This window comes from Herbidospora solisilvae (assembly GCF_009901565.1).
Lineage (GTDB): Bacteria > Actinomycetota > Actinomycetes > Streptosporangiales > Streptosporangiaceae > Herbidospora > Herbidospora solisilvae.
Genome location: NZ_WXEW01000005.1, coordinates 156756 through 179310 on the forward strand (window position 1 = coordinate 156756; position 22555 = coordinate 179310).

Here is a 22555-nt window from a genome sequence, read left to right on the forward strand (position 1 = left end):
TGGCGCGGTGCCGCGCGAACTCGAAGACCTCCCCTACGCCCCCTACCTCGAGCCCCTGACCGGCGGTCTCGAACGGGAGGGCGACTACGACGGCGTCCACCTCCGTGACGCCACGCTCGACGACGTCAACACGGTCGGCGCCCGGTTCATGGAGTCGGCGGTCCAGCAGGTCACGATCAACGACGGCCGCATGGACCGGACCCGCTACAACGACGTCTGGTTCCACACCGTCCGGTGGATCGGGGTGAACCTCGCCGAGACCGACTGGTTCGACGTCGAGGTGATCTCCAGCGCCATGTCGGGCGTGCCGATGTTCGGTTCGAAGGTCCACCAGGTGGTCTTCCACAACTGCAAGCTCGACTCGGTCAACCTGCGGTCGGCCACGCTGCGCAACGTCACTTTCGACGACTGCCTGCTGCGTGAGGTCGACTTCGCCGGGGCGACCCTCAAGGAGGTGTCGTTCCCGGGGTCGGAGCTGGAGGAGGTCCGGTTCGACAAGGCCCAGCTCGCCAAGGTCGACTTCCGGGGGGCGCGCAGCCTCGGGATCGCCGACGGCCTGGAGTCGCTCCGCGGCGCGACGATCTCGATGAGCCAGCTATTCGACCTTGCCCCACGTATGGCTCAGTCGCTGGGCATCTCCGTACGCGATTGACCGGCGGTCCAGGTGCCGGGCCACGATGAACACAACGATCGCGACGACCAGCAGCGGGATGCCCTTGGCGAAGGTCGAGTCGGAGAGCAGGGGCGAGTCCCACCAGGCGTGCATCAGCATGGCGAGGATCCAGGCCGAGACGGCCACCGTCACGCGTGCGGCGAGGGTCCGGTCGGTGCGCGCGATGGCGTAGGCCAGGCCCGCTCCGGCGACCGCGGTCATCGCCCAGTGGCTCCACCAGGCCGAATACACCAGACGGGCGAACAGGGACTGCACGGTGTCGCCGCTCTGCTGGATGCCGCCGGTCGCGATGATGGTGTTGAAGACGTACAGGAAATCTTCGACGATCTGGAAACCCAGGCCGACGATCGCGCCGTAGCCGAACCCGGCCAGCGCGCCCGACATGACCCACGGGGCGATCAGCGCGATCAGGGCCACTCCGGCGAGTTTCGCGGTCTCCTCGTCGAGGGGCGCGACGATGGCGTCGGCCCAGCGGTCGGCGAAGAGGGGGCTGGTGGTCTTGGTGAGCAGGGAGCTGAACGCCGTGTTGGCCAGGAAGGCGACGCCGAAGGCGGCCAGGCCGCCCCAGGCCAGGGCCATCCACGAATAGCCGATCGGCGCCGCGCGGAGCGGCCGGACGCGGGTGAACAACCAGAACGCGGCGAGCAGCACCGGCACCAGCACGCACAACGCGATCATGGTGCCGATCGTGAACACCCGGGCCTGCGGGACCAGTGTCGTGTTGATCAGCAGGAGGCCCGCGACGACGCCGAGCAGCCAGACCCAGAAGGCGGGGCGGCCGGTCACTGCGGGCCTCCGGCGAACTTGATCGAGGCGATCATCTGGCTGATGTCGTCGCGGTGGGCGGCGACGGCGGCCGCGTCGCCGCCCACCAGGACGCTCGCACCCTGCTGAGGGGCGGCGAAGACGGCCTGGGTGCCGGTGCGGTCGTCCAAGGTGATCATCCCGACGAGGCCGGGAACCCCCTGCACGGTCTGGATCGGGGTGGGGCTCTCGGCTCTGACGGGCACCCCCTGCGCCTTGAAGATCAGGTGCTGGCCGGCCCAGAGCTCCTGCGGAGACGCCGACTCGACGTCGATCGCTCCGAGCTGGACGGTCGCCCCGCCGCTGACCAGCGTCACCGACTCCGACAACGACGACGCGCTCTCGTCGAGCGACCATCCGGCGGGCACCAGCATGGAGACGGGGCGTGAGCCGCCGTCGAACGCCTGGCCGACCCCGATGACCGTGCCCGCTCTGAGCGGCACCGCGACGTCGGCGACGACGGAGTTGGCCAGCGGCAGGCCGATGGCCAGGATGCCGAGTATCACCAGGATCGCGATCGATCCGGGCCATCCGGTGCGCGACATGAGACCCCTATGAGAACAGGGGGGATTCCCGACTCATAACCGGCTACGTCAGAACAAAACCTGCTTCCCGGGCGAGCTGGAGCTCTTCCCGGGTCTCGACCACCAGGACCGGCACCCCGTCGGTGCTGATCAGGCCGTCGTCGGTACGGTTGCCACCCACCGGCTCCCGCACCCCCAGCAGGCCTAGGCGGCGGCAGACACCCTCACGGACCTCCGGCTGGTCCCACCCGATCTCGCCGGTGAAGACGAGGGCGTCGAGGCGGTCGAGCGAGGTCGCGGCGGCGGCGATCTCACGGGCGACGCGGTGGCAGTAGACGTCGAGGGTGAACGTGTCGCCCGCCTTGACCAGGTCGCGGGTGTCGCCGGAGAAGCCGTCCGAGAGGCCCAGCAGCCCGGAGTGCCGCTCCAGCCCGTCACGCAGCTCGGCGAGGGTGAGCCGCCCGTCGAGCAGCCAGAGCAGCATGCCGGGGTCGACGCTGCCAGACCGTCTGCTCATCGGGACGCCCTCCAGGGGCGTGAAGCCCATCGAGGTGTCCATCGACCGGCCGTCGCGGACGGCGCAGACCGAGGCGCCGCCGCCCAGGTGGCACATGACGAGCTGGGACGCCTCGACCAGCTCGCCGGCCCGGCGCAGCGCGTGGGCGTAGGAGAGGCCGTGGAAGCCGTACCGGCGCAGGCCGAAGCGGGCCCGCCAGTCGGCGGGGAGCGGATAGGTCCAGGCCACCTCGGGCATCCCGGCGTGGAAGGCGGTGTCAGGGCAGAGCACCTGCGGGACGTCGGGCAGTGCTTCCAGCGATGCCCTGACCAGTTTCAGGGCGGGCGGCAGATGCAGCGGGGCGAGGTCGGCGATCTCCGAGAGGCGGTCGACCAGCTTCGGGGTGGCCCGCACGGGCTCCCGTACGATCGGCCCGCCGTGCACCAGCCGATGAGAGATCGCGTCGGGTCTCTCGTCGAGGAACTCCAGGAGCGCGTCGGCCGAGGTCGGGGCCTGTTCCACATGGTGCTTGGCGAGCACCTCGCCGCCCGGGGAGACGAGGTGGAGCTGGAGACTCGATGAACCGGCGTTGACCGTCAGAACATTCACAACGAGGACACTTCCCCGCGAAGCCGGGTAGAGACCCCGAATGGATGCACTGCAGCAGGTCTCCGCGTACTGGCGTGCCGCCAACTATCTTTCGGCAGGGCAGATCTATCTGCTGGACAACCCGCTGCTGACCGAGCCGCTGCGCCCGGAGCACATCAAGCCGCGTCTGCTGGGCCACTGGGGCACCACGCCGGGGCTCAACTTCGTCTTCGCCCACCTGAACCGGATCATCACCGAGCGCGACCAGGACATGATCTACATCGCCGGCCCCGGACACGGCGGTCCGGCGACCGTGGCGCACGCCTGGCTGGAGGGCACCTACAGCGAGCTCTATCCCGACGTCTCCCAGGACGCCGCCGGGATGCGCCGCCTGTTCCGCCAGTTCTCCTTCCCCGGCGGCATCCCCAGCCACGCCGCCCCCGAGACGCCCGGGTCGATCCACGAGGGCGGTGAGCTGGGCTATTCACTGGCGCACGCCTACGGCGCCGCCTTCGACAACCCCGACCTGGTGGTGGCCTGTGTGATCGGCGACGGCGAGGCCGAGACCGGCCCGCTGGCCGCGAGCTGGCACTCGAACAAGTTCCGGCACCCTCGCAAGGACGGGGCCGTGCTGCCGATCCTCCACCTCAACGGGTACAAGATCGCCAACCCGTCGTTCCTGGCCCGCATCCCCCCGGCCGAGCTGGCCAAGCTTATGGAGGGCTACGGCTACCGCCCCTACGTCGTCGAGGGCCACGACCCCGACCAGGTGCACCCCCTGATGGCGAGCACCCTCGATGCCGTCTTCAACGAGATCGCGACCCGGCCCGAGCACCTCCCGATGATCATCCTCAAGACCCCGAAGGGGTGGACGGGCCCCAAGGAGGTCGACGGCAAGCCCGTCGAGGGCACGTGGCGGGCCCACCAGGTGCCGCTCTCCGAGGTCCGCGGCAACGACGAACACCGGGAGCAGCTCCGGGAGTGGATGGCGTCGTACCGGCCGGAAGAGCTGTTCGACGAGACCGGCCGGCCCTATCCCGAGGTCGTCGGGCTGGTGCCGAAGGGCGCGCGGAGGATGAGCGCCAACCCGCACGCCAACGGGGGAGAGCTGCTCCGGCCGCTCGTGCTGCCCGACTTCCGCGACTACGCCGTGGCGATCGACAAGCCGGGCACCGCCTCGACCTCGCCGACGCAGGTGCTCGGCGGCTTCCTGCGCGACGTCATCGCGGCCAACCCGCACTCGTTCCGGCTGCTGGGCCCCGACGAGACCGCCTCCAACCGGCTCCAGGCCGTCTACGAGGCGACCGGGAAGGAGTGGCAGGCGGCGATGTTGCCGACCGACGAGAACCTCCGGCCCGGCGGGCGGGTCATGGAGGTGCTGTCGGAGCACCTGTGCCAGGGCTGGCTGGAGGGCTACCTGCTGACCGGCCGGCACGGGTTGTTCAACTGCTACGAGGCGTTCATCCACATCGTCGACGCGATGTTCAACCAGCACGCCAAGTGGCTCGACACCGCCCGCGAGATCCCGTGGCGGCGGCCGGTGGCCTCGCTCAACTACCTGTTGTCGTCGCACGTCTGGCGGCAGGACCACAACGGGTTCACCCACCAGGATCCGGGCTTCCTCGACGTCGTGCTGAACAAGAAGGCGAGCGTCGTGCGGGTCTACCTGCCGCCGGACGCCAACACGCTGCTCTCGGTCGCCGACCACTGCCTCCGGTCGCGTGACTACGTCAACGTGATCGTCGCCGGGAAGCAGCCGGTGCTCGACCTGTTCGGCCGGGAGGAGGCCGTCACCCACTGCACCCGCGGCCTCGGCATCATCGACTGGGCCTCCAATGACGCCGGGCACGAACCTGACGTGGTGCTGGCCTGCGCGGGCGACGTCCCGACGCTGGAGACCCTCGCCGCCGTCTCGCTGCTCCGGGAGAAACTGCCCGCCCTGCGGGTACGCGTCATCAACGTCGTCGACCTGATGCGCCTGCAGCCGCCGGCCGCGCACCCCCACGGCCTGCCCGACGCCGAGTTCGACGCCCTGTTCACCACCGACAAGCCGGTCATCTTCAACTTCCACGGCTACCCGTGGCTGATCCACCGGCTGACCTACAAACGGCACGGCCACGACAACTTCCACGTGCGCGGCTACCGCGAGGAGGGCACCACCACCACCCCGTTCGACATGGCCATGCTCAACGGCATCGACCGGTTCCACCTGGTCAGAGACGTGATCGACCGGGTGGAGGGGCTCGGGGTCCGGTACGCCGCGCTGCGCCAGGAGATGACCGACGCGCGGCTGCGGGCGCGTTCCTACACCCGTGAACACGGGGAGGACGCGCCCGAGATCCGCGACTGGACCTTCTAGGCGAAGACCGTTTCGGGCTTGCGGGCCCGTGCCGCGACCACCGTCCCGGCCAGGGCCGCTCCCACCACCGGGATGAACAGGGCGGCGTGCAGCGACCCGGTCGCGTAGACCGCGGTGGCGGCCGAGACGCCGAGCGCCATGCCGAACTGGAAGCAGCTGTAGAGCAGGCCGCCGGCCACACCGTGCTCCCGTTCGGCCACGCCGTCGGTCGCCGCGATCGTGTACGGCCCGTAGGCCAGCGCGAACGCCACCCCGACCAGCAGCAGCGCGGGCAACATCATCAGTGCCGCCTGGTCGATGCCGGTGGGCAGGAAGAGCAGGTAGGCGACCGCGCCCACGGCCGCGCCGCCGAGGATGACCCGGACCGTGCCGTACTTCCTGATCAGCCACGGCGTGACGGTCGGGCCGAGAATGGCGTCGACGCCCATCGTGGCCATGATCAGCCCGGTCTCCAGGGTCGACCAGCCGCGCTCCTCCTGCAGGTGCAGGGTGACCAGGAACTGGAAGGAGGAGAACGCGGCCATGAACAGGACGGCGCTGACGTTGGTCCGGGCGAGCGTGCCGGTCTTCAGCAGGCCGAGCCGCACCAACGGGTGGGGCGCCCGGCGTTCGATGGCGACGAACGCGGCGACCAGCGCGAACGCGGCGGCGAAGACGGGCACCGCCCACAGGTCGGGATGCTCCAGCCGGACCACTCCATAGATGAGCAGCAACATCGCGCCGGTCACGGTGAACGCCCCGGCGAGGTCGAAGCGGCCCTCGGCGCGCTCGCCGTTGTCGCGGATCAGCGGGATCGCCGCCGCGAGCAGCAACGAGGCGAAGATGACCGGCGCGAAGAACACCCACCGCCAGCCGAACGTGGTCAGCACGCCCCCGGTGACCATGCCGAGCGAGTATCCGGCGCCGCCGACCGCGCCGTAGATGATCAGAGCGCGGTTGCGTAACGTGCCCTCGGCGAAGTTGTTCGTGATCAGCGACAGCCCGGCCGGGGCGATGAACGCCGCCGCGACCCCCGTGACGAACCGCGCCAGCAGCAACATCCACCCCTCGGTAGCCAGCCCGCCCAGGCCGCTGAAGACGACGAAGATGCCCAGCCAGAGCAGGAACATCCGCCGGCGGCCCAGCATGTCGGCGGCCCGCCCTCCCAGCAAAATGAACCCGCCGAACCCGAGCACGTAGGCCGAGACCACGCCGCTCAGCACCCCCGTCGACAACCCGAGATCGGCCCTGATGGCCGGAAGGGCGACGTTCAGCAGAGCGACGTCGACGCCTTCCATGAAAATCGTTCCGCACAGCACAAAAAGCACGCCCCACGTGCGCATGTGTGGCCCCCTGAGTCGGTTACCTCTTGTAAGCGACTCCATCCTGGGTAACCATGGCGAGCTATGGAAGACGGGACTTTTTTGACACCCGGTCACTGTGGAGATACCGGCCCCGACTACGACGCATTCCAATGGGACAGCCGCGAAGACTGCGAAGTGCGGCAGATTCTCGACCGCATCGCCGACAAGTGGTCGCTGCTGGTGATCGCGCTCCTCGACAACAAGACGATGCGTTTCACCGAGCTGAAGCGGGAGATCGACGGCATCAGCCAGCGCATGCTCGCCCGCACCCTGCGCCACCTCGAACGCGACGGCCTGGTCAAACGCACCGTCTTCCCCGTCGTGCCCCCCCGGGTCGACTACGAGCTGACCCCGCTCGGCGAGAGCCTGCACGAGACGATCCAGGCCCTGGTGACCTGGACCGAGGCCCACCAGACCCAGATCGCCGCCGCTCGCGAGAACTACGACCGCCTGGTCGGTGAATCCGCTCCGGGATGATCTGGGCCAGCCGCGTGGCTATTGGCTGCCTTTGTCAATTCCTTGCGGGTGGCCGCCTATCGTCGGACGTGTGGAGATGAACGCCTGGGTGGTGGCCCGGCCGGGCACGCTGGAGTTCACCCGGCTGCCGGTTCCCGTGCCGAGGCCCGGCGAAGTGCTCGTCAAGGTCGAGGTCTGCGGCGTGTGCCGTACCGACCTGCATCTTCTCGAAGGCGACCTCGCCGTCCACCGGCCGCGGACCGTGCCCGGTCACGAGGCGGTCGGGCGGATCGTGGACACCGGTGAACGCGTCGGGGTGGCGTGGTTGCGGTCGACCGACGGGACCTGCCGTTACTGCCGTCGCGGGAACGAGAATCTGTGCCCGTATTCGACGTACACGGGATGGGACGCCGACGGCGGTTACGCCGAATATCTCGTCGCGCCGCGCGACTACGTCTATCCGCTGCCCGAGAACTATCCGGCCGAGAAACTCGCGCCGCTGTTGTGCGCCGGGATCATCGGCTACCGCTCGCTGCTGCGGGCCGACCTGCCCCCCGGCGGGCGGCTCGGCGTCTACGGGTTCGGCGCGTCCGCCCACCTGACCGCTCAGGTCGCCATCGAGCAGGGGGCGACCGTCCATGTGCTGACCCGGTCGGAGGAGGCGCGGCGGCTCGCCCTCGAACTCGGCGCGGCCTCCGCCCGCGGCGCCTACGACCAGCCGCCCGAGAAGCTCGACGCCGCGATCCTGTTCGCGCCGGTGGGCGACCTGGTGCCGGCCGCGCTCGAAGCCCTCGACCGGGGCGGCACCCTCGCCGTCGCCGGCATCCACCTGACCGACATCCCGGTCCTGAACTACGACCGGCACCTGTTCCAGGAGCGCGACCTGCGCTCGGTGACGGCCAACACCCGCGCCGACGGCCGCGCCTTCCTGGAGTTCGTCGCCGAGCACCCGCTCACCGTCGAGACCACGCCCTACCCCCTCGACCAGGCCGACCGGGCGCTCAGAGACCTGGCGGCCGACCGAGTGAATGGGGCCGCGGTGTTGAATGTCGCCCCGTGACCCAGGCCGCCGACGCCCCGAGCACCGTGCTGAGCACCACTGCCAGCACCGTGGCCTGGGCGTGGGTGGGGACCCAACCGGCACTCCAGGCCTCGAACGGGGCAATGATGACGAACCAGGTCAGCCCGGCCGTGGCCAGGCCGACCGGCAGGATCCACAGAGGCGGCCGGGCCATGACGGCGAAGAACATCATCAAGGCGAAGGCCGCCAGCGGGAGCGCCAGCGCGGTGGCCAGCACCCCGACATCGGGATAGAGCGGGGCGTATCCCCCTGAGATGATGTCGTGGAACTGCGCCCGGGGGGCCAGCCAGAACCACGCGGCCACCCAGCCGACCGCCACACCGACGGTGAACCCGATCGTGCGAATGCCCGTCCCCAACACGAAAAGCCCGACCACGACCGCGATGAACAGGGCGTTCTGGGGGAGGGCGGCGTCGTAACGACCGGGGGCGTCGGTGGGCACCGTGCCGGCCGGACTGATCTCGTAGTCCTTGATGCCGATCCTGCGCCAGGTCCCGGCGGCGTCGCGGACCGCGACCCCGTCGGCCCCGTTGGCGACGACGACCAGGCCGGGGATCGCCGAGACGCTGAGCGACTCCACCGGCTGGATGTCCTCGGGCTCGTCGGGCGGGTAGGCCCGGACCAGCCGGTCCTGCACCTCCGGGGAGACCTCCCACGCGGTCGTCCAGGCCCCGCCGCCCGTCGACTCCTCGACCTTCAGACGCCCGGGGACGACGCGGAGACAATGATCACCGGCACAGGAGGACGCCGTGGGGGTACTCCGGACGGCGCCCGTCCACTCCTCCCAGGTGACCCCGTCGCGGGTCAGGTAGGCCCGGGAGACGTGGCGCTCGTCGCTCTTGAGCTGGACGATGATCCCACCGTCGCGCACCTCGGTGGCGAACGCCATGGGCGGCACATAGGGCAACTCGGGACTGGTCGCCGTGATCGCGAGCACGGCGGCCGGGGTCAGTAGCACCACGACGGTCCGCCCCACGGGCACGGGGTGCCGGGAGGCGAGCCAGGCGACGTACAGGGCGGGCAGGGTCAGCAGGTCGGTCGGGTCGGCGAGGATCACCGAGGGCCCCCAGGCCAGCGACCACGCCTCGGAGGCCAGCCACGCCCCGGTCTCCGAGGCCTTGACCAGCGTGAACCCGACGCCGGTGACCGCGATCGAGAGCCAGGGCCGGCGGAGCACCAGGTCGAGCACGGCGGGCAGCAGGATCAGCCCGGCGACGTCGCTGAGCTTCCCGGTGACCACCCCGGGCCAGGTGTGTTTCAGCAGGTGGTCGTTGACGACCAGCACGACCAGGGCCAGCACGGTCAGCGGATGACCGATCCACGATGCCCGTCTCATCGACGCCCGCCTTTCAGGTAGCCGGTGACCATCCCCGCCGCCGTCACCAGCGTGAAGGCGGCCAGGGCCGCCCGACCGGCGTCGGTGTAGAAGTCCAGTGCACCCGCGCTCCAGGCGGCGTAGGGCGCCAGCACCGCCGACCCGGCCACCAGCCCGGTGACCAGGCTCACCACGATCAGCCGCCAAGGCGGCCCGGCCCGGCTGATGCCCCAGGACAACAATCCGGTCCCTGCCACCATGAGCAGGAGCGCGGGCGGCATCCCGAGAAAACCCAACGTCGAGTCCACCATGCTCAGGCCGAATCGCAGGCCCAGGAGCAGCACGGCCCCGCCGATCACGATCGGCCAGTTGCGGGCGCCCGCGAGCAGCGCCAGCAACGCGGCGGCCAGCGCCCCCAGCGCCACGAGGTCGGTCACGTCGTAACGGCCCGGCGTGGTCAACGGCACCGCGCTGGAGGCCCGCAAGCCGTCCGGACCGACGCCGAGCCGGTGCCAGGCGCCCTGGGCGTCCCGCAGGGCGATGCCGTCGGCGCCGTTGGCGACCACCACCAGCCGTTCAGTCACCGCCACCGCCAACGACTCCACCGGCTCGGGGTGGCCGAACGGCGGATCGGGATGGCGGCGGACGAGACGGTCCCTGGCCTCGTCGGGGATCTCCCAGACGGTCGTCCAGCGCCCACCCCGGATCTCCTCGACGCGCAGGTGGCCGCGCATGACCCGGAAACAGGCCGCGCCGTGGCAGTCCCGGGGCGTCCGTTCGGCCCACCCGTTCTGGATCCACTTGTCCCAGGCGATCCCGTCGCGGGTCCGGTAGGAGATCAGGTCGTCGCCCATGCCGTATCCGCCCTTGGTGTGGACGACGATCTCGTCCCCGGCCGCCTCGACGGCGTAGGCGCTGTACGGCCAGTCATACTCCGCGGCGCTCGTCGCGGCCACCGCCAGTACTGCGGGCGGGACGACGAGGAACACCACCGCCTTGTGCACGGAGACCGGATGCCGGTACGCCCACCAGGCCGCCCAGAGCGCCGGCAGCGCCAGCAGGTCGGTCGGGTCGGCGAGCACCTTGGACGGCCCCCATACCGCCGTCCACGCCTCGGAGGCCAGCCACGCGCCGGTCGCGGTCGTCTTGACCAGCGTGAACCCGACGCCGGTGACGGCGATGGAGACCTTCGCGCGCCCGACCACCAGATCGAGCAGCGCGGGGAAGAGGACCAGCCCGGCGACGTCGCTCAGCTTCCCGGTCACGAGCCCGGGCCAGGCGGCTTTCAGCACATGGTCGTTGACGACGAGAACGACCATGGCCAGCACGGTCAGGGGCTGGCCGATCCAGGTATGCCGCACCACTTAAGGGAACGCGCCAAACCCGGTGAAACCGATACCCGTGATCGTTTTGGGACCGGATCGTACGTACGCCGATGCCCGGCCCAGGTGCCCGAAAGGCTTTCGCCGACACTCTGTGACCACATCGGAACGGTCCCGGGTATTTGCCGAGGTGGGGCATTTCCGACATCATCTGGGGGTTAGTCACGTACGACCCCGGAGGCTCCCTCATGCACCGTTCCTCGCTACTCCTGGCGGCCGGTGTGCTCATCCTCGCGACCGCCTGCGCCCCCGAAGAGACGGCCACGCCCCCGGCGGCGGCCCCCAGCGGGACGGCTTCGGCCGCCGACGCGTGCGCGAAGGAGAGCCTCAAGCTCATCACGCCCGGCAAGCTGACCATCGGCACCGACAAGCCCGCGTACGAGCCCTGGTTCAAGGACGACGACCCCGCCAACGGGCAGGGCTTCGAGGGCGCGGTCGCCGCGGCCGTCGCCAAAGGGCTCGGGTTCACGCCGCAGGAGGTCGCCTGGGAGACCGTGCCGTTCGACTCCTCGTTCGCGCCCGGGCCGAAGAAGTTCGACTTCGACATCAACCAGATCTCCATCACGCCCGAGCGGGCCAAGGCGGTCGACTTCTCCGAGGGCTACTACACGGTCAAGCAGGCCGTCGTGACGCTCGGCGACTCGAAGTTCGCCGCCGCGGCGAACCTCGCGGCGCTGAAGGACGCCAAGATCGGCGTACAGGTCGGGACGACCGCGCTGAGCGCGGTGCGCGAGGTCATCCAGCCCGGCGTCGACCCGAGCGTCTTCAACCAGCAGATCGACGCCGTCAATGCGCTGAAGAACGAGCAGATCGACGCCATCGTGGTCGACCTGCCGACCGCGTTCTACGTCACCGCTGCCCAGGTCGAGGGGTCGAAGATCGTCGGGCAGTTCGCCTCGTCGAGCGGCGCCCCCGAGGAGTTCGGGCTGCTCTTCGAGAAGGGCAACACCCTCGTGAGCTGCGTCAACAAGGCGCTGGCCGAGCTCAAGTCGTCGGGTGAACTGGCCAAGATCGAGCAGCAGTGGCTGACCGCGGCCGCGGGCGCGCCCGAACTGTCGTGACGACCACCTGGGTCAAGAGCGACCGCCAGAAGGAGCGCGAGAAACTCCTGAGGGCCCAGGGACGGCGATCGTTGTCGGCGGCGACGATCTCGACGATCGCCGTGGTGGGCTTGGTCGTCGTCGGGCTGTACGCCTCGCCGGGCTGGCCCCGGGTCAGGGAGACGTTCTTCAGCTGGGACGCCATGGTCACGGCGCTGCCCGACATCCTCCAGGGCTTCCTGCTGAACGTGACGATCTTCCTGATCGCCGAGCCGGTCGTCTTGCTGCTCGGGCTCGGGGTGGCGCTGCTGCGCGGGCTGCGGTCGCCGGTGTTCTTCCCGCTCCGGGTGCTGGCCGCCCTCTACACCGACGTCTTCCGCGGCATCCCGGTCGTGTTGATGATCTTCCTGGTCGGGTTCGGCGTCCCAGCGCTCCGGCTCCAAGGGGTGCCGAACGATCCGGTGGTGCTCGGGACGATCGGGCTGATCCTGTCGTACACCTCCTACGTCGCCGAGGTGTTCCGATCGGGGATCGACTCCATCCACCCCAGTCAGCGGTCAGCCGCGCGGTCGCTCGGGCTGTCGCACGGGCAGACGATGCGGTACGTCGTCGTCCCGCAGGCCGTCCGCCGGGTGATTCCACCGCTGCTGAACGACTTCGCGTCGCTCCAGAAGGACACCGCCCTCGTCGCGTTGCTCGGCCCGCTGGAGGCGCTGCGGCAGGCGCAGATCCACGCGGGCGAGATGTTCAACTACACCCCCTACGTCGCCGCCGCGCTGCTGTTCGTGGCGCTCACGGTGCCGATGGCCCGCTTCACCGACCACCTGGCCGCCCGCGCGGCACGTCAGCGCGGAGGCGCGGCATGACCCTCCTCACGATCGACGGGGTCTGGAAGCGGTACGGGGACCACGACGTCCTCAAGGGCGTCGACCTGACCGTCGACTCCCACGAGGTCGTCTGCCTCATCGGCGCCTCCGGCTCCGGCAAGTCGACCCTGCTGCGCTGCGTGAACCTGCTGGAGACCGTCGACGACGGCGCGATCACCCTCGACGGTGTAGAGCTCACCGACGTCCGGGCCGACCCCGACGACGTGCGGAAGCGGATCGGGATCGTCTTCCAGGCCTACAACCTCTTCCCGCACATGACCGTGCTCGACAACATCACCCTCGCGCCCCGGAAGGTGCACGGCGTCGGCCGCGCCCAGGCCGAGGAGCAGGCGCGCGAGCTGCTGACCCGGTTCGGGCTGGAGTCGAAGGCCCGCGACTACCCCGACCGGCTGTCGGGCGGCCAGCAGCAGCGGGTGGCGATCATCCGGGCCATCGCGACGCAGCCCCGGCTGCTGCTGCTCGACGAGGTGACCTCGGCGCTCGACCCGACGCTGGTCAACGAGGTGCTCGGGGTGATCAGGGAGCTCAAGGCGTCGGGCATGACCATGATCCTGGCCACCCACGAGATGGGCTTCGCCCGCGACATCGCCGACACGGTCTGCTTCCTGGCCGACGGGGTGCTGCTGGAGCGGGGTCATCCCGACCAGATCTTCGGCGCGCCGAAGCACCCGCGCACCCGCGAGTTCCTGTCGCGCACGTGACCGGATCGGTCCGGGGCGGGACCCGATCCGGCCTGTTCTCCCGGTGTCCGGGCAGGTCAGACTGGTGGGCATGAGCCGAGCGCTGATCGTCATCGATGTCCAGGAATCCTTTCGCGCCCGCCCCGAGTGGGACCTGATCGGCAACCCCAAGATCGCCGAGCCGGTCAACCGGCTGGTCCGGGCGGCCCGCTCTAAGGGCGACCTCGTCGTCTGGGTGCTGCACGAGGAGGAGGGCAGCGGCGGGGTGTTCGACCCCGCGTCGGGGCACGTCACACTGCTGTCCGAGCTCGACCAGCCGGTGGCGGGGGAGCCGATCCTGCGCAAGTCGGCCCACAACGCGTTCACCACGACCAACCTCCAGCAGCGGCTCGTCGAGGCCGGGGTGCGGGAGCTGGTGGTGTGCGGGATCCGTACCGAGCAGTGTGTGGAGACCACCGCCCGCCTCGCCAGCGACCTGGGCTATCAGGTCGTCTTCGTGAGCGACGCGACCACCACCGAGGGCGTCGGCGGCTTCTCCCCTGACGAGATCGTCGCCCGCACCGAGGCGGTGCTCCGCGACCGCTTCGCCCGCATCGCGACGGTGTCCGAGCTGGTATGACCCTGGTCGTCTTCGCCCTGGTCGACGGCGTGCACCTGCTCGACCTGGCCGGTCCGGCCCAGGTGTTCGACACGGCCGGCTACCGCCTGGCCTACGTCGCCGACCACCCGCAGGTCATGACCGCCCAGGGCCTGCCCCTCGTGGCCGGGCAGGAGTGGCCCGCTCTGGGCGTGGACGATCTGGTCGTGGTGCCCGGCTGGCGTGGCGAGACCCGTCTCTCCGACCGCCTGCTCGCGGGTCTCAGGCGACACCACGAGTCGGGCGGCGTGGTGGCGAGCGTCTGCGCCGGGGCCCGCGCGCTCGGCGCGGCCGGCCTGCTCGACGGCCGCCGCTGCACCACCCACCACGACCTCCAGGACGACCTGGCCCGCCGCCACCCGAGGGCCACCGTCGTCCGCGACGTGCTGTTCACCGTGGACGACCGCGTCATCACCTCGGCCGGCATCGCCAGCGGCGTCGACCTGGCCCTCCACGTGGTCGCGACCCGCCACGGCCCGGCCAGGGCCGCCCAGGTGGCCCGCGAGATGGTCGTCTACGCCCGCCGCAACGGCACGGAACCGCAGGCCAGCGCCATGCTCCGGCACCGCAACCACCTCGACGACACCGTCCACGAGGTCCAGGACCTGATCGACACCCGCTTCACCGAACCCCTGCCGCTGTCCCGCCTGGCCGCCCACGCGGGCGTCAGCGAACGCACGCTGACCCGGCTGTTCACCCGCGCCACCGGCCTCACCCCCTTGCGTTACCAGCAGGCGCTCCGGATGGAACACGCCGAACATTTGATCGGCCACGGCACGACGGTCGAGGCGGCGGCGAGAGAGTCCGGCTTCGACGACGCCCGCATGCTCCGCCGCCTCAGGGCTCGATCAAGCCGGCCCTGATCGCGTAGCGGGTCAGGTCGAGCCGGTCGCTCATGCCCAGCTTGGCCAGGATGTTGGCGCGGTGGCGGTCGACCGTCTTCGGGCTGATGACCAGGGTCTCGGCGATGGCCTTCGCGCTGTTGCCCTCGGCGATCAGCTTGACGATCTCCTCCTCGCGCGGGGTGAGTATCTGGTCGGGCAGCGCCTCGCCCCGCCGGTGGCGGTGGAGGTAGTCGCGGATCAGCGCGGTGACCGCGCCCGGGTAGAGGAACGGCTCGCCGCGTACGGCGGCCCGGCAGGCCTCGATGAGGTCGCGGTCGGCGACCGACTTCAGCACGTAACCCGAGGCGCCGGCCTTGAGCGACTCGAAGAAGTACTGCTCGTTGTCGTACATCGACAGGATCAGGATGCGGATGCCCGGCCACCGCCGGGAGATCTCCCTGGCGGCCTGGAGGCCGGTCATCCGGGGCATCGCGATGTCGAGGACGGCCAGGTCGACGTCCTCGTCCCGGCAGGCGTCGACCGCCTCCGCCCCGTCGGCGGCCTCGGCGACGACCTCCAGGTCGGGTTCGGCGTCGAGGATCAGGCGCACCCCCCGGCGCACCAGCGCGTGGTCGTCGGCCAGCAGGATCCGCGTCATCCGATCACCCCGGGTATCGTCAGCGTGACCTCGGTGCCCTGCTCCGACGTCACGGTCAGGCGGGCGCCGATCAGCAGCGCCCGTTCCTGCATACCCCGCATCCCGGCCCCGTCGGCACGCGCGCCGCCGACTCCGTCGTCTGCGATCTTCAGGACCAGGTCGCGGCCGTCGGGACGGAGCGTGAGCCGGACCGACGAGGCCTTGGAGTGGCGTACCACGTTCGTGAGGCTCTCCTGGGCGATGCGGTAGATGACCAGTTCGACCTCGGGACTGAGCGGCGGCAGCGCCTCGATCCGGCGGGTGACGTCGACGGCGGGGGCCACGTCGGCCGTCAGGGCGGTCAGCGCGCTGTGCAGGCCGAGGTCCTCCAGCACCCCCGGGCGCAGCCGCCGGGCGACCTGCCTGACCTCGTCGAGGCTGCCCCGGACGGTGTCTCTGACCAGTTGCAGTTCCTCCGACAACTCGGCGGGGGCGCGGTCGGCGACCCGCTTCAGGCCGAGCAGCGCCACGGTCAGGCTCTGGCCGATCTCGTCGTGCAGCTCGCGGGCGATGCGCTGGCGTTCGTTCTCCTGGGCGGCCAGGGCGTGCGCGCTGGCCGACGACCGTTCGGTCTCCAGCCGTCCGAGCATCGTGTTGAAGGAGTCGATCAGGTAGGTCAGATCGCCGTTCCCCCGGTCGACCGCCCGGTCGTGGGTGTGCAGATCGACGCGGTGCATGAGGGCCGTGAGGGTGGTGAGCGGGGCCAGGCTGCGCCGCAGGAGCAGCGCGTTGGTGACCAGGATGATGGCCAGCCCCGCTCCCAGCACCAGGATCTCGCGGAGCAGGACCGGCGAGGACACCGTCGCGGGCGAGAACGCCAGCGCGAGCGTGCCGATCGTGAACACCGCGCCGTTGATCACGCACAGTCGCCAGAACAAGGGCCCCATGACTCCAGGTTGGCAAGGCTTGTCTGTTCTGTCCATGCAGGCTGCGCCGCCCCGAAGATGGGTGTCAGACCCCATAGTCGGACAAAAGGTTAGAGGGAAGACTGAAGGCGTTCCCAACTCCGGAGGTGACAGGCCGTGACCGAAATCTACGCGCCCTACCGTCCGGCGCGAGTGGATGGTGACATGCAAGCGCGCGACATCGCCGCGACCCTGCCGACCGTGACCTCGACCGACCCGGTCGTGCGCGCGGTTCGGATCATGGTCCTCAACCGGCTCCCCGGCCTCATCGTGGTCGACGGCCAGAGCCGGCCCTGGACGGTGCTGCCGGGTACGCAGGTACTGCGGCTGGCGATACCGCTGAGCATCCACGAGGACCCCGCCCTGGCGCGGACGCTGGATGAGACCCAGGCCGATGTGTTCTGGCAGGAGATCGGCAACCTGACCGTGGGCGACTGCCTGCCCAAACCCGTGGCCCGACCCGTGACCGTCCCGATGGGGGCGACGCTGCTGGAGATCGCCGCGCTGATGGCGCGGGCCCGCAGCCCGCTGGTGGCGGTGGTCCGCGACGACGGCACACTCCATGGCGCGATCACGCTCGAACGTCTGCTGATCAGCCTGTCCATCTGAGGCCTGACGTTTTCCGACTTGGGCGCCGGCGGCCGCGACTGTGCGGGCGGTCCCCGCCGGCGCCCAACCCCTCACCTGCCCGGAGGTCGTTTTCGCATGCCCACCGTTCCGCTGGCCAGGCCGGGATGAGCGCGATCCTCGCCGTCGCCGTCTTCGTGATCGCGTTCTACTTCATCGCCACGGAGAAGGCGAACAAGGTCAAGGTCGTTCTCATCGCCGCCGGGGTCATGACCGTCCTCGGATTCGCGCCCGGAGCGGAAGTGTTCTTCTCCGAGCACTCCGGCGTCGACTGGAACGTCATCTTCCTGCTGCTCGGCATGATGATCATCGTCGGGGTGGTCAAGCAGACCGGGTTGTTCGACTATCTGGCCATCTGGGCGGCGAAACGGTCACTCGGGCGGCCGTACCGGCTGATGGTCATGTTGATGGCCATCACGGCCGTCGCCTCGCCGTTCCTCGACAACGTCACCACGATCATGCTGGTCGCTCCGGTGACGGTGATGGTCTGCAACCGGCTGCGCATTCCGGCCCAGCCCTACCTGATCGCCGAGATCCTCGCCTCGAACATCGGCGGCGCCGCCACCCTGATCGGCGACCCGCCCAACATCATCATCGGCAGCCGCGCGGGCCTGACCTTCAACGACTTCCTGATCCACATGGCCCCGGCCGTCGTCGTGATCTTCGTGGCGTTCGTGCTGCTCACGTATCCGCTGTTCCGCAAGTCCTTCGAATACCACCCTGAGCACGTCGCGGCCGTCATGGCCCTCCAGGAGAGGCGCGCCATCACCGACACGCGGCTCCTGATCAAGTCGCTGGCGGTGCTGGGCGGCGTGGTGGTCGCGTTCGGGCTGCACTCGGTCGTCCACGTCCAGCCGTCGATCGTCGCCTTGGTGGGCGCCGGCGTCATGCTGCTGGTCACCAAGGTCGATCTGTCCGACGTGCTCAAAGAGGTCGAATGGCCCACGCTGGTCTTCTTCATGGGCCTGTTCGTGATGGTCGCCGGTCTCACCCACACCGGGGCGATCCGGGCGATCGGCGAGTGGACCGTGGACCTGTTCGGCCAGAACCACTTCGCCGCCGCCACGTCACTGCTGTTCGGCTCGGCCGTGCTGGGGGCGTTCTTCGACAACATCCCGTACGTCGCCACGATGGCCCCCGTGGTCGAGGGCATGGCCGCCGCCGCCCCCGACCCGCAGACCTCGCAGGCCCTGTGGTGGTCGTTCGCCTTCGGCGCCGACTTCGGGGGCAACGGCACGGCCGTCGCGGCCAGCGCCAACGTGGTCGCCATCGGCATCGCCGCCCGGACGGGCAACCCGATCTCCTTCTGGCAGTTCACCCGCTACGGGATCGTGGTGACCCTGCTCAGCACGACCATGGCGTGGGCGTACATCTGGCTTCGCTACTTCTGACGGTCCCTGCCGTGCGCCACGGGGCAGCCCTTGGCGGCGTACAGGAGGAACTGGGTCGACTCCTCGGCGGAGAAGTTGTCGTCGGAACCGATCACCAGGGTGCACTCACCGGTCTTCAGACGCGGCCCCCAGGCCAGGCTCTCCAGGTTCTGCGTGGGCTCGGGCCGGTTGATGTCGAGGACCAGCGTCTTGCGGACCGGCCGGTAGAGCATGCGGGTCATCAGGCTGTCGCGGTGCAGGATGTTGGTCGCGCCGCGCAGGTCGATCTCGTAGAGCCGCACCCGGTAGTTGACGCCCTCGATCCACGACCGCTCCAGCGCCAGGTAGCGGTGGTCGTCGATGGCCAGCAGCTCCGACACCCCGCTGTCGGTGGCGCCCGTCGCCGGGATCGGGGCGGCGGGCAGCTTCTCGATCGGGTAGGCGTACTGGGCGCGGACCCGTCCCTCGCGGTTCCACACGGTGATGCGGGCGGGGGCGCCGCCGTCGACGGCCGGCGGGGTGCCGTCCTCGAAGCGCGGCCCCTCGACGATCGCGGTGATCCGGCGCTTGGTCAGCGTCAGGCCCTCGATGCCGAAGTTGCGGCGCGGCCCCCGGTTCTCGTCGGTCAGCAGCAGGTTGTCGGGCAGCTGGAGGCCTCGCACGTGCTCGCCCTGCCGGTTGACCCAGCGGATGAACTGCTGCGACAGCGGGATGGCGGTGTTCTGCGGGTCGGGCCGGTCACCCTCGCTCGACCAGACGAGCTTGCGGGTCAGCGGGTCCCAGCGGATGCTCTCCGGGTCGGCCGAGTCGGGCTGCGCGTAGGCGGGGTAGGGCGAGCCGTCGGGCCGCTTCAGGGTGTAGACGCTCTTGAGCGAGACCCCGCGGAACTCACCGGTCCGCTTGTTGATGTCGAGTTTCCCGGTGTAGAACCGGGCCGGCTGGTAGCGCCAGCGGTCGTCGGAGATGAAATACCAGGTCCCGGTGGCCGGGTCGCGGTCGATCCCGGAGATCCCGCCGAACGTGGTGCCCTCGACCTGGGTCAGGTGCGGCAACCGCTGCTCACCGAGGAACCGGGTGATCCGGAAGTCCGGCCGGTCGGCCGCCAGGGCGGGCGGGGCCAGGCCGATCAGGGCCATGGCCATCAGGGCGATCCGGGCAAGATGGTGTCGCACGATTCTCCTCGTCCCCCGAACAATTCGATCGGGGTCATGAGATCGCGTACGACGGCACAAGTCACGCGTGGAGATCCGGGCGTGCTTCCGCAATTCTCCGCAATTCGCGCCTAGCGGGACGGTTCCTTGACCTTCCCCTGATACTCACGGGAGTTCGGCGAACCGCTCCACGTCGTCGGTGCGCCCGGAGATCAGGATCACGTCGCCGTAGGAGAGCTCGGTGTCGGCGGTGGCGTACGTGAAATTCTCGTTCGGACTCTTCACGGCCACCACCGTGACCCCGTATTTGCGCCGCAGGTTCGACTCCCCGAGGGGGCGTCCCACGTATTCGCGCGGCGGGCGCGTCTTGCAGAGCGCGAAGTCGTCGTCGACCTGCATGTAGTCGAGCATGCGCCCGCTCACCAGCCGCGCCACCCGCTCGCCCATGTCGTTGTCGGGGAACACCACGTGGTGGACGCCGATGCGGCGCAGGATCTGGCCGTGCTGCTTGGTGATGGCCTTGGCCCAGATGTCCTCGATCTCCATCTCGACCAGCAGGGCGGCGGTCAGGATGCTGGCCTCCAGGCCGGTGCCGATCGCGACCACGGCCCGGTAGAAGTCGGGCACCCCGAGCTGCCGCAGCGCCTCCAGGTCGGTCGCGTCGGCGGTCGCCACGTGGGTGATGCTCCCGGCCAGGTGCTGCACGGTCTTGGGGTTGTTGTCGATGGCCAGCACCTCGGTGCCCCGGCGGGTGAGTTCGAGAGCCAGCGAGCTCCCGAACCGCCCCAGGCCGATCACCACGACGGCGTCGCTCTTGTCAGCCAACGATCACACGCTCCTCGGGAAGTTCGTAACGGCGGGTGCGTTCCTTCAGCGCCAGCGCCGAGCCAAGGGTGAGGGGTCCGATGCGCCCGATGAACATCAGGATCAGCAGCAGCACCTGCCCCGCCTGCGGCAGATCAGCCGTGATGCCGGTCGACAGGCCCACCACGCCGGTGGCCGACACGACCTCGAAGAGCACCTCGCCCAGCGGGTGGGGGCTGATCACCAGCAGCACGTACGTCGACACGGCCACCAGCGCCGCGCTCATCGCCGTGATGACGATCGCCTGCCGCTGCACCGACGACGACAACCGCCGGTGCCCGACGTTGACGTGGTTCTCGCCGCGCATCTCGGCCCACACGACCAGGATGATGAGCCCGAAGGTGGTCACCTTGATCCCGCCGGCCGTGCCCGCGCTGCCGCCGCCGATGAACATCAGCAGCTCGGTGGCCAGCCAGCTCGACGGCTCCATCGAGGCGATGTCGATGCTGTTGAACCCGCCCGACCGCGGCATCACGGCGGTGAAGAACGCCGCCAGCAGCTTCCCGGGATCGTCGAGCGCGCCCAGCGTCTTCGGGTTGTGCCATTCGGCCGACAGGAAGACGAGCGTCCCGCCGGCCAGCAGGATGGTCGTGACGAACAGGGTGATCCGGGTCAGCACAGACCAGCGGCCGGGGTGCCGCCAGATCCGCACCAGCTCGAAGATGACGGGGAAGCCCAGGCCGCCGACGATGACCGCGACGGCGATGGTCAGGCAGATCCACGGATCGGTGGCGAACCTGATCAGGCCGTCGGGCCACAGGGCGAAACCGGCGTTGTTGAACGCCGAGATCGCATGGAAGAAGCCCAGGTAGGCGCCGCGCAGCACGGGCTCGTCGTAGGTGACGACGAACCGGACGGTCAGGATCGTGCCGGCGACCGTCTCGCAGAGCAGGCTGAACAACACGACGTTGCGGACCACCCGCCGCACGTCGCTCATGTTCATCGCGCGCGTCTCCACCTGCGCGATCATCTGGGTGCGCAGCTTCAGCCGCCGCGCGATCAGGACGGTGAACAGGGTGGCCAGAGTCATGATCCCGAGGCCGCCCATCTTGATGAGCGCGGCGATCACGATCTCGCCGAACACCGACCAGTGGGCCGCGGTGTCGACCATGACCAGGCCGGTCACGCAGGCCGCCGAGGTGGCGGTGAACAGGGCCGGCATCAGCCCGGGTGAGGTGCCCGACGTCGTGGCGACGGGCAGCGACAGCAGCAGGGTGCCGACCAGGATGGCGAGGCCGAACCCGCCGACGACCACCCGAGCGGGATGGTGAAAGATCGACGGTCGGCGGACGCGCCGCGCCGTTAACAACCCAGCCATTGGAGAAACGCCTCCGGGAGCACGGCGTGATCGGCCCCCACGCTAACAGCAACCGCCGGGTTAGGGTGGATCGCATGGCTCCCCGGCACGCATCCACCTTCGGCTGGTCCATGAGCGTGGTCCTGCGACGCTGGCAGCAGTTCGCCGACGAGACCTTCAAAGACCTCCCCCACGGTGCCCGCGGGTTCAACCTGTTGTCGGTGGTGGTGCACGAGGAGGTCCGCACCCAGGGCGCGCTCGCGACCAGGCTGGCCGTCGATCGGACCGTCCTGACCTATGTGATCGACGACCTGGAGAAGGCCGGGCTGATCGAGCGTCAGCCCGACCCGCGCGACCGGCGGGCCCGCCGGATCGTCGCGACCGAGCAGGGCCGCAAGGTCCAGGCCGAGGGCGAGGAGCGGATGGCCGACGCAGAGGAGCAGGTGCTCGGCGGCCTCACGGAAGACCAGCGGGAGGTCTTCCGCGAGTGCGCCGACCGCGCCGCGGAGGCGATCTACAACGCCTCTCCCGGCGCCGATCTGTGCGGGCCGTAGG

Annotated in this window: 23 protein-coding genes; 12 read left to right on the plus strand and 11 right to left on the minus strand. The window is 69.9% G+C overall.

Features of this window, described 5'->3' with window-relative positions; all coding sequences use genetic code 11:
* Positions 1–7 precede the first annotated feature (7 nt).
* Positions 8–652: a pentapeptide repeat-containing protein gene (locus GT755_RS41150; protein WP_161480784.1), complete on the plus strand. Its 645-nt coding sequence runs from the start codon at positions 8–10 to the stop codon at positions 650–652.
* On the opposite strand, the gene GT755_RS17560 is transcribed toward GT755_RS41150, so the two are convergent.
* From GT755_RS17560 to GT755_RS17570, 3 genes are read right to left on the minus strand one after another with little or no spacing between them, the layout of a single operon-like run.
* Positions 596–1459, minus strand: coding sequence for a PrsW family intramembrane metalloprotease (locus GT755_RS17560; protein WP_161480785.1), 864 nt, complete (start codon positions 1457–1459; stop codon positions 596–598). The two genes, GT755_RS41150 and GT755_RS17560, sit on opposite strands and share 57 nt — an antisense overlap.
* Entirely contained in the window at positions 1456–2022 is a 567-nt protein-coding gene (locus GT755_RS17565; RefSeq protein WP_161480786.1) for a hypothetical protein, read from the minus strand. The genes GT755_RS17560 and GT755_RS17565 overlap by 4 nt, the downstream gene beginning before the upstream one ends.
* A gap of 43 nt (positions 2023–2065) precedes the next feature.
* Complete coding sequence (locus tag GT755_RS17570) at positions 2066–3106, minus strand: acetate/propionate family kinase (protein WP_328794392.1); 1041 nt, start codon at positions 3104–3106, stop codon at positions 2066–2068.
* Positions 3107–3146: 40 nt separating this feature from the next.
* Between GT755_RS17570 and GT755_RS17575 the strand changes: the two genes are divergently transcribed.
* A complete protein-coding gene (locus tag GT755_RS17575; RefSeq protein WP_161480787.1) occupies positions 3147–5444 on the plus strand; it encodes a phosphoketolase family protein in 2298 nt (765 codons plus the stop codon).
* Here GT755_RS17575 and GT755_RS17580 read toward each other — a convergent pair.
* A complete protein-coding gene (locus GT755_RS17580; RefSeq protein WP_161480788.1) occupies positions 5441–6808 on the minus strand; it encodes an MFS transporter in 1368 nt (455 codons plus the stop codon). The genes GT755_RS17575 and GT755_RS17580 overlap by 4 nt on opposite strands.
* Positions 6809–6922: 114 nt before the next feature.
* Between GT755_RS17580 and GT755_RS17585 the strand changes: the two genes are divergently transcribed.
* Both GT755_RS17585 and GT755_RS17590 read left to right on the plus strand, forming a co-directional pair.
* The gene (locus tag GT755_RS17585) at positions 6923–7264 is read left to right on the plus strand and encodes a winged helix-turn-helix transcriptional regulator (RefSeq protein WP_328794393.1); all 342 of its coding nucleotides are present in this window, start codon (positions 6923–6925) and stop codon (positions 7262–7264) included.
* A gap of 76 nt (positions 7265–7340) precedes the next feature.
* Positions 7341–8303: a zinc-binding alcohol dehydrogenase family protein gene (locus GT755_RS17590; protein WP_161481178.1), complete on the plus strand. Its 963-nt coding sequence runs from the start codon at positions 7341–7343 to the stop codon at positions 8301–8303.
* Here the strand turns inward: GT755_RS17590 and GT755_RS17595 are convergent.
* Positions 8245–9660 (minus strand): hypothetical protein, encoded by a 1416-nt coding sequence (locus GT755_RS17595; RefSeq protein ID WP_161480790.1) that lies wholly within the window; start codon positions 9658–9660, stop codon positions 8245–8247. The two genes, GT755_RS17590 and GT755_RS17595, sit on opposite strands and share 59 nt — an antisense overlap.
* Positions 9657–11000 carry a hypothetical protein gene (locus tag GT755_RS17600; protein ID WP_161480791.1) on the minus strand — a complete coding sequence of 448 codons (1344 nt, stop codon included), beginning with the start codon at positions 10998–11000 and terminating at the stop codon, positions 9657–9659. Before GT755_RS17600 ends, GT755_RS17595 begins: the two co-directional genes overlap by 4 nt.
* Positions 11001–11209: 209 nt before the next feature.
* Here GT755_RS17600 and GT755_RS17605 point away from each other — a divergent pair, with 209 nt between their 5' ends.
* The 5 genes from GT755_RS17605 to GT755_RS17625 all read left to right on the plus strand — a co-directional run bounded on the left by GT755_RS17605 (position 11210) and on the right by GT755_RS17625 (position 15128).
* The gene (locus tag GT755_RS17605) at positions 11210–12082 is read left to right on the plus strand and encodes an ABC transporter substrate-binding protein (protein ID WP_161480792.1); all 873 of its coding nucleotides are present in this window, start codon (positions 11210–11212) and stop codon (positions 12080–12082) included.
* Positions 12079–12927, plus strand: a complete 849-nt coding sequence (locus GT755_RS17610; protein ID WP_161480793.1) for an amino acid ABC transporter permease — start codon at positions 12079–12081, stop codon at positions 12925–12927. Before GT755_RS17605 ends, GT755_RS17610 begins: the two co-directional genes overlap by 4 nt.
* On the plus strand, positions 12924–13649 hold the full coding sequence (locus tag GT755_RS17615) for an amino acid ABC transporter ATP-binding protein (RefSeq protein ID WP_161480794.1): 726 nt from the start codon (positions 12924–12926) through the stop codon (positions 13647–13649). The genes GT755_RS17610 and GT755_RS17615 overlap by 4 nt, the downstream gene beginning before the upstream one ends.
* Before the next feature lie 70 nt (positions 13650–13719).
* Positions 13720–14247 carry a cysteine hydrolase family protein gene (locus tag GT755_RS17620; protein WP_161480795.1) on the plus strand — a complete coding sequence of 176 codons (528 nt, stop codon included), beginning with the start codon at positions 13720–13722 and terminating at the stop codon, positions 14245–14247.
* Positions 14244–15128, plus strand: coding sequence for a GlxA family transcriptional regulator (locus tag GT755_RS17625; RefSeq protein WP_161480796.1), 885 nt, complete (start codon positions 14244–14246; stop codon positions 15126–15128). Before GT755_RS17620 ends, GT755_RS17625 begins: the two co-directional genes overlap by 4 nt.
* Here GT755_RS17625 and GT755_RS17630 read toward each other — a convergent pair.
* A complete protein-coding gene (locus tag GT755_RS17630; RefSeq protein WP_030452753.1) occupies positions 15103–15747 on the minus strand; it encodes a response regulator in 645 nt (214 codons plus the stop codon). The genes GT755_RS17625 and GT755_RS17630 overlap by 26 nt on opposite strands.
* Positions 15744–16673 (minus strand): sensor histidine kinase, encoded by a 930-nt coding sequence (locus tag GT755_RS17635; RefSeq protein ID WP_161480797.1) that lies wholly within the window; start codon positions 16671–16673, stop codon positions 15744–15746. The genes GT755_RS17630 and GT755_RS17635 overlap by 4 nt, the downstream gene beginning before the upstream one ends.
* Before the next feature lie 183 nt (positions 16674–16856).
* On the opposite strand from GT755_RS17635, the gene GT755_RS17640 reads away from it, so the two are divergent.
* Positions 16857–17300 carry a CBS domain-containing protein gene (locus GT755_RS17640; RefSeq protein WP_161480798.1) on the plus strand — a complete coding sequence of 148 codons (444 nt, stop codon included), beginning with the start codon at positions 16857–16859 and terminating at the stop codon, positions 17298–17300.
* A gap of 125 nt (positions 17301–17425) precedes the next feature.
* Positions 17426–18709, plus strand: coding sequence for an ArsB/NhaD family transporter (locus GT755_RS17645; protein ID WP_161480799.1), 1284 nt, complete (start codon positions 17426–17428; stop codon positions 18707–18709).
* Here GT755_RS17645 and GT755_RS17650 read toward each other — a convergent pair.
* The 3 genes from GT755_RS17650 to GT755_RS17660 form a co-directional block, all read right to left on the minus strand.
* Positions 18700–19860 carry an esterase-like activity of phytase family protein gene (locus GT755_RS17650; protein ID WP_328794394.1) on the minus strand — a complete coding sequence of 387 codons (1161 nt, stop codon included), beginning with the start codon at positions 19858–19860 and terminating at the stop codon, positions 18700–18702. The genes GT755_RS17645 and GT755_RS17650 overlap by 10 nt on opposite strands.
* A gap of 144 nt (positions 19861–20004) precedes the next feature.
* Positions 20005–20664 (minus strand): potassium channel family protein, encoded by a 660-nt coding sequence (locus GT755_RS17655; RefSeq protein WP_202610178.1) that lies wholly within the window; start codon positions 20662–20664, stop codon positions 20005–20007.
* The gene (locus GT755_RS17660) at positions 20657–21958 is read right to left on the minus strand and encodes a TrkH family potassium uptake protein (protein WP_328794395.1); all 1302 of its coding nucleotides are present in this window, start codon (positions 21956–21958) and stop codon (positions 20657–20659) included. Before GT755_RS17660 ends, GT755_RS17655 begins: the two co-directional genes overlap by 8 nt.
* Positions 21959–22095: 137 nt before the next feature.
* Here GT755_RS17660 and GT755_RS17665 point away from each other — a divergent pair, with 137 nt between their 5' ends.
* Positions 22096–22554, plus strand: a complete 459-nt coding sequence (locus GT755_RS17665; RefSeq protein WP_161480801.1) for a MarR family winged helix-turn-helix transcriptional regulator — start codon at positions 22096–22098, stop codon at positions 22552–22554.
* Position 22555: the final 1 nt, after the last annotated feature.